Consider the following 5,762-nt stretch of genomic DNA (forward strand, 5'->3'; position numbering starts at 1 on the left):
GGCCGGGCGGCCCAAGCCGGTGCCGCCAGCCACGCCGTCGCGGCCGGTGCAGCAGCGCGGCCAGCGCCGGGCCCGGCCCCTGCCCTATCGCCTCTCGGCCCATGGCCGAGTCGACCCCGGCGGGCAGCGCTTCTGGATCGATTTCGCCAATGCCGGGTCGGCCGGCGCCTGCTTCATCGTCTATGGCGGCGGCGGCGCCACCTTCAACGAGACGGGCAAGCCCTACGAGGCGGACGACACCGTGTTCCCGGACCGGCCGATGACGGCCACCGCCGACCGGCGCGGGCCGTGGCAGTACACGGTCGGGGCCGGCGACACGCTGTCCGACAGCTGGACGCCGGATCGCGCCGGCAGCTACGACCTGTCGGTCTACGGGCCGAACGGCATGCTGAACCGGTTCAAGGGTCGCCTGACCCCGATCCTGTCGGGCATCGCCCGGCCCGAGGTGCGGCTGATGCAGGACGGCCTGTCCGGCGACGTCACGCTGCTGCTGAGCAATATCGGCTTCCGGCCCTGCACCCTGACCGTCAGCAACGGCTACAGCGCCGAACCGCCGCGGCAGCACACGCTGTGGCCAGGCGCCCTGATCCGCGACCGCTGGCCGCTGCGTTCCAGCTCCGGCTGGTTCGACCTCAGCGTCACGGCGGGGGACGGCTTCCTGCGCCGCTTCGCCGGCCATGTCGAGACCGGGCGCCCCAGCCTGACCGACCCGAAGATCGGCGGGCCGGCGGTCGAGACGATCTGAAAAATGCAAAGCCGCGGCGCCCATACGGCGTCGCGGCTTGGTATTCCGTCGGGCTGAAGCCGGCTACCGATCCTTCGGCAGCTTCTCGGCGATGCCGTACAGCTTCTGGCGGCGATCCATCTCCTCCCAGATCTCGCAGGGCCGGATCTCGAGCTCGGTCAGCAGCACGGTCAGGTTGAACATCAGGTCGGCCGCCTCCTCGATCACCGCCTGGCGCTCGCCCTGGACAGCGTCGATCGCCACCTCGGCCGCTTCCTCGACCAGCTTCTGCGCCATCTTCGGCACGCCGCTGTCGAGCAGCTTGGCCGTGCGCGGGCTGAACTGCATGCGCGACCGGCGCTCCCGCAGCTCCTCCGCCAGGGCCTGCAGCCGGTCCCCGCCGAGCGTGGTCTGATGATGCCCCATCCTATCGATCCCTTCTGCTTCCCTCCGGGAACCGCCTCCAACGGCCCTCGCGGGATCCTGCGCCGCAATCGCGGCAGCAGGATGTTCCTTCCGCCACGCCGTGGTCCCGGGCTGTTCAGGACGCGACCGGATTGCCACCGTCCGCGACCCGTGCCGGACTATTTGCACGGCTGTGCAAGCTCGACACGAAAGAGCCGGCATGTCAACCATCTATAGGCCATTGGAAGAATGGCTTGCCCAGCCCTAGTGCTTGTCATCTGCACGGCTGTGCATAAAATCGGCATTCCGTCGCCTCGGACAGGCGTTCCATTCAGGATCCTTCGTGACGCGTCGCCGCAGCTTCGCCAGCGCCCAGCAGGTGGCCGACCGGGCCGGCGTCTCCCGCTCCGCCGTCTCGCGCACCTTCACCCCCGGCGCCAGCGTCTCGCCCGAGACCCGGCAGCGGGTGCTGGAGGCGGCGCAAGCGCTGGGCTACCACGTCAACCACCTGGCCCGGGGGCTGACCCGGCGGTCCACCAACATCGTCTGCATCGTCGCCTCGGACCTGGAGACGCCGCTGCGGTCGCGGATGGTCGGCGAGCTGACCGAACGGCTGCAGCACAGCGGCCGCGTCGCCATGCTGATCGGCACCAGCGGCCGCGGCGACACCGACGCCCAGGCGGCGCTGCGGCAGATCCTGAACTACCGCGCCGATGCCACCATCGTGCTGTCCGGCACCCCGTGGAGGACATCACCCGCCTGTGCATCGCCGCCGGGCAGCGTGTGGTGCTGATCAACCGCGACGACCACATCGAAGGGCCGGACAACATCGCCATCGACAACGCCCTGCCCGGCCAGGTGGCAGTGGCCGCGTTCCGCCGCGCCGGCTGCCGGCGGCCATGCCTGGTGACCTCGGCCCAGGGCACGCCGGCCCTGCTGGCGCGCGAGGCCAGCTTCCTGGCCGCCGCCCGGGCGGAGGGGATCGAACCGGCGGTCTGGCGCGGTGGCCGTACCGTCTACGCCACCGGCCGGGCCGCGGCACATGATCTGCTGCTGCGGCCGGACCGGCCGGATGCCGCCTTCTGCATCAGCGACCTGGTCGCCTTCGGCTTCCTCGACGCCGCGCGCCACGACCTGGGGCTGCGGGTGCCCGAGGACCTCTGCGTCATCGGCTTCGACAACACCGAGCAGGCCGGGTGGTCGGCTTACGACCTGACCACCTTCGACCAGTCGGTCGAGGCCACGGGCGACGCGGTGATGGCGGCGCTGGACGCGGCGGACGGCACGGCGGCGCAGCGGCTGACCATTCCGGCGCCGCTGGTCTGGCGCCGCACCGTGCGCGGTCCGGCGCCGGCCGGCTAGAGCACGAAGTCGGCCGCGACCAGGGTGATATTGCTGGTCAGGGTGATGTGGAAATCGCTGACCTTGTCGCCGTTGAGATCACCGGCGATCGTGGTGACGCCGCCGGACGCCACATAGCGCAGCTGCCCCGCCACGCCGGTGAACAGGCCGGTGCCGATGAAGCCGAAGGCCTGGTTGCCGGCGGCGCGGGTGTTGGCGTCGATCGCCGACAGGTCGATGCGGTCGTGCTGGGCGTGGCTGAAATCGGTGATCCGGTCGGCATTACTCCCGACCACGCTCTCCGCCGTGGCGACATAGACGAAGCGGTCGGCCCCGGCACCGCCGGTGAGCGTGTCCTTGCCGGCCCTGCCGTAGAGGGCATCGTTGCCGTTCCAGCCCTGCAGGACATTGGCGCCGGCGTTGCCGTAGAGCTTGTCATAACCCTGGCTGCCGGAGAGGTTCTCGATGCCGTTCAGCGTATCGCCCTGGGCCTCGCCGCCGCTGCCGAGGCCGCTGACCAGGCTGACCTCGACCCCGGCGGTGCCGCCAAAATAGCTGGCGGTATCGGTGCCGGCGCCGCCCACCAAGGCATCCGCGCCGGCGCCGCCGCGGAGCACGTCGTCGCCGGCGCCTCCATTCAGGCTGTCATTGCCGTCCTCGCCCGCCAGCGTGTCGCCGACCACGCCGTCGACCCCGGCAGCGAGCACGTCGTTGCCGGCGCCGCCGCGCAGCTCGACCGCATAGCCCCAGCTGTTGGTGCGGATCCGGTCGTCGCCGGCGGAGCCCTGGATCACCTCCCAGCTGATCCAGGAATCACTGCCGATATCGGCGTCGAGCGCGCCCGACTGCCAGTCGGCGACCATGGCGCGGTCGAACACCATGGTGTCGCGGCCGGCACCGCCATCCATCACATCCGCGCCGGTCCCGACATGGAGGAAGTCGTCGCCGTCACCGCCGCGAAGCGTGTCGTTGTCGTTGCCGCCATCCAGCGTGTCGGAGCCGCCGAGGCCGTTGAGAATGTCGTTCCCCCCGTAACCTTGCAGCATATTCGCCACCGACGACCCCGTCAGGGTATCGCCGTAGCCGCCGGTGCCCCGGATGTTCTCGATCCCGGAGATCACATCGCCCTGGGCCTCGCCGCCGCTGCAGGCGCCGGTGCCGAGATCGACCGTCACCCCGGCGTTGCCGTTGTAGTCGACGGTATCGATGCCGGCGCCTCCGGTCAGCCGGTCAGCCCCCGCGGCGCCCTGAAGGAAATCGTCGCCGGCGCCGCCGTCGAGCGTGTCGCCGCCGTCATAGCCGAGAAGCCGGTCGTTCCCGTCATAGCCGTTCAGGATATTGGCGACGACATTGCCGCCGAGCGTATCGGCGCCCGGGCCGCCATTGGCGTTCTCGATGTCGGAATAGGTGTCGCCCTGGGCATCGCCGCCGGAGCCGAATCCGTTGGTGAGATCGATCGATACCGCCGTGGTGGTGCCGAAAAAGCTGATGAGATCGACACCCGCGCCACCTTGGATCTGGTCGGCCCCGGCGCCGCCGCGGAGGATGTCGTCGCCATCCCCTCCGTCGAGCGCATCATTGCCGCCGAGGCCGGCAAGCACGTCGTTCCCGCCATCGCCGTAGAGCGTGTTCGCGACCGTCGAGCCGGTGAGGGTATCGGCGAACTCGTAGGTGCCGAACACGTTCTCGATGCCGGAGATCACATCGCCCTCGGCCACGCCGCCGTGACCGCGGCCGGTGGTGAGATCGACCGTGACCCCGGCGCTGGAGGATTGGTGCCTGATCGCATCGATGCCGGCGCCGCCATCGATACGGTCCGCCCCGGTCCCGCCCTCCAGGTTATCGTTACCGTCGCCGCCGAAAACGCTGTCATTCCCCGCATCGCCATAAAGGCCGTCATTGTCGGCGCCGCCCTGGAGCGTGTCGTTCCCGTCGAAACCGAGCAGGAAATCGTTCCCGTCCAGGCCCGACAGGACATTGGCGGCCGCGGCTCCGTACAGGCTGTCGGCGAAGGCAGTGCCCTGCACATTCTCGATGCCGGACATCACATCGCCCTCGGCATCGCCGTCGAAGCCGCGGCCGTTGCCCAGGTCGATGCGGACGGCGACCGCGCCGCCATAGCTGATGGTGTCGATCCCGGCGCCGCCCAGCAGCGTATCCCGACCGGCGCCACCGACCAGCGAGTCGTTGCCGTCGCCGCCGTCGATCAGGTCGTCGCCGTCGCCGCCATAGATCAGGTCGACGCCGCCCAACCCGTTCAGCGTGTCGGCGAAGGCCGACGCGCCAGGGATGTCGGTGTAGCCGGGCGGGACGATGATCCCGTCGCCGGAGACATGGATCAGATCGTTTCCCGCGGTTCCGTTGACGGCCATGGCCGGCCCCCCTGCTGCAGATGCGGTGACGCGCGGGCGCCAGTCTCGCCCCGGATCGCCCCGGCCGCGTCAGCCGAATGGGGGATGCCCGCCGGCAGGAGCAAGGGTATCCTGCTCGGTTCTCACCGGGGAGGACGCGGGGTTCCGGCCGCGTCCATCCCCCGCATGACCTGCCGCGCCCGCCGGGCTAGGATCGGCCCGAACCCGAGTCACGGAGGCCGCTGGATGCGCCCGATCTTCATCATGGTGAAATGCGAGCTGGGCCGGGCCTACGACACGGCCGAGCATGCGGTGGACGAGATCGAGGAGGTGTCGGAGATCTACTCGATCTCCGGCCAGTTCGATCTGATGATCAAATGCTATCTGCCGGAGGACATGGATGTCGGCCGCTTCGTCAACAGCCGCATCCACGCCCTGCCGCACATCAGGGACACGATGACGCTGATCACCTTCAACGCCTTCGCCGGCAAGAGCTGAGACGGGCCGCCCCGACCATGACCGACCTCGCCGCCCGCGCCGAGCACTGGGCCATCACCCTCACCCGCATCCCCAGCGTCACCGGCACGCCGGACGAGGTCGGCTATGCCGAGACGCTGTGCGGCCTGCTGCGCGTCAGCCCGGCCTTCCGCGACCGGCCGGACGACGTCTGGACCATCCCGGCCGGCGACCGGCTGGGCCGTGCCAGCGTCGCCGCCCTGCTGCGCGGGCGCGGCCGCCGCACCGTGGTGCTGACCGGCCATTTCGATACGGTGACCTCGGCCGATTACGGCGACCTGCAGCCGCTGGCGACCGAGCCCGAGCCTCTCAAGGAGGCGCTGCTGGCCGGCTGCGGCGCGACGCGCGCAGCGAGGCGGAGCAGCGGGCCCTGGCCGACCTGTCGGGGCCGGATTTCCTGCCCGGCGCGGCCTGCTGGACATGAA

At 70.3% G+C, this 5,762-nt stretch carries 6 protein-coding genes and 1 pseudogene; 5 read left to right on the top strand and 2 right to left on the bottom strand.

The window, feature by feature from the left end; all coding sequences use genetic code 11:
- On the top strand, nt 1-745 hold a 745-nt coding region (locus P409_RS24430), incomplete at its 5' end, for a phospholipase domain-containing protein (RefSeq protein ID WP_034844745.1).
- 63 nt (nt 746-808) lie between these two features.
- Here P409_RS24430 and hisE read toward each other — a convergent pair.
- On the bottom strand, nt 809-1,150 hold the full coding sequence (hisE, locus tag P409_RS24435; RefSeq protein WP_052121339.1) for a phosphoribosyl-ATP diphosphatase: 342 nt from the start codon (nt 1,148-1,150) through the stop codon (nt 809-811).
- A gap of 322 nt (nt 1,151-1,472) precedes the next feature.
- Here hisE and P409_RS40425 point away from each other — a divergent pair, with 322 nt between their 5' ends.
- Entirely contained in the window at nt 1,473-1,922 is a 450-nt protein-coding gene (locus tag P409_RS40425) for a LacI family DNA-binding transcriptional regulator (protein ID WP_202964790.1), read from the top strand.
- Nucleotides 1,871-2,491, top strand: coding sequence for a substrate-binding domain-containing protein (locus P409_RS40430; protein ID WP_202964791.1), 621 nt, complete (start codon nt 1,871-1,873; stop codon nt 2,489-2,491). The genes P409_RS40425 and P409_RS40430 overlap by 52 nt, the downstream gene beginning before the upstream one ends.
- Here P409_RS40430 and P409_RS40150 read toward each other — a convergent pair.
- Nucleotides 2,488-4,842, bottom strand: coding sequence for a calcium-binding protein (locus P409_RS40150; RefSeq protein ID WP_034844746.1), 2,355 nt, complete (start codon nt 4,840-4,842; stop codon nt 2,488-2,490). The two genes, P409_RS40430 and P409_RS40150, sit on opposite strands and share 4 nt — an antisense overlap.
- A gap of 225 nt (nt 4,843-5,067) precedes the next feature.
- Between P409_RS40150 and P409_RS24450 the strand changes: the two genes are divergently transcribed.
- Both P409_RS24450 and P409_RS24455 read left to right on the top strand, forming a co-directional pair.
- Nucleotides 5,068-5,319: an Lrp/AsnC ligand binding domain-containing protein gene (locus tag P409_RS24450; protein ID WP_034844747.1), complete on the top strand. Its 252-nt coding sequence runs from the start codon at nt 5,068-5,070 to the stop codon at nt 5,317-5,319.
- 17 nt (nt 5,320-5,336) lie between these two features.
- Nucleotides 5,337-5,762, top strand: a pseudogene (locus tag P409_RS24455) (hypothetical protein); the annotation flags it as partial.

The sequence above is a fragment of the Inquilinus limosus MP06 genome, assembly GCF_000767795.1.
GTDB lineage: Bacteria > Pseudomonadota > Alphaproteobacteria > DSM-16000 > Inquilinaceae > Inquilinus > Inquilinus limosus_E.

What these genes read in the sequence shown, in the direction of transcription:
- hisE (WP_052121339.1), bottom strand. Translation starts at nt 1,150, where the DNA reads ATGGGGCATCATCAGACCACGCTCGGCGGGGACCGGCTGCAGGCCCTG.
- P409_RS40150 (WP_034844746.1), bottom strand. Translation starts at nt 4,842, where the DNA reads ATGGCCGTCAACGGAACCGCGGGAAACGATCTGATCCATGTCTCCGGC.
- P409_RS24450 (WP_034844747.1), top strand. Translation starts at nt 5,068, where the DNA reads ATGCGCCCGATCTTCATCATGGTGAAATGCGAGCTGGGCCGGGCCTAC.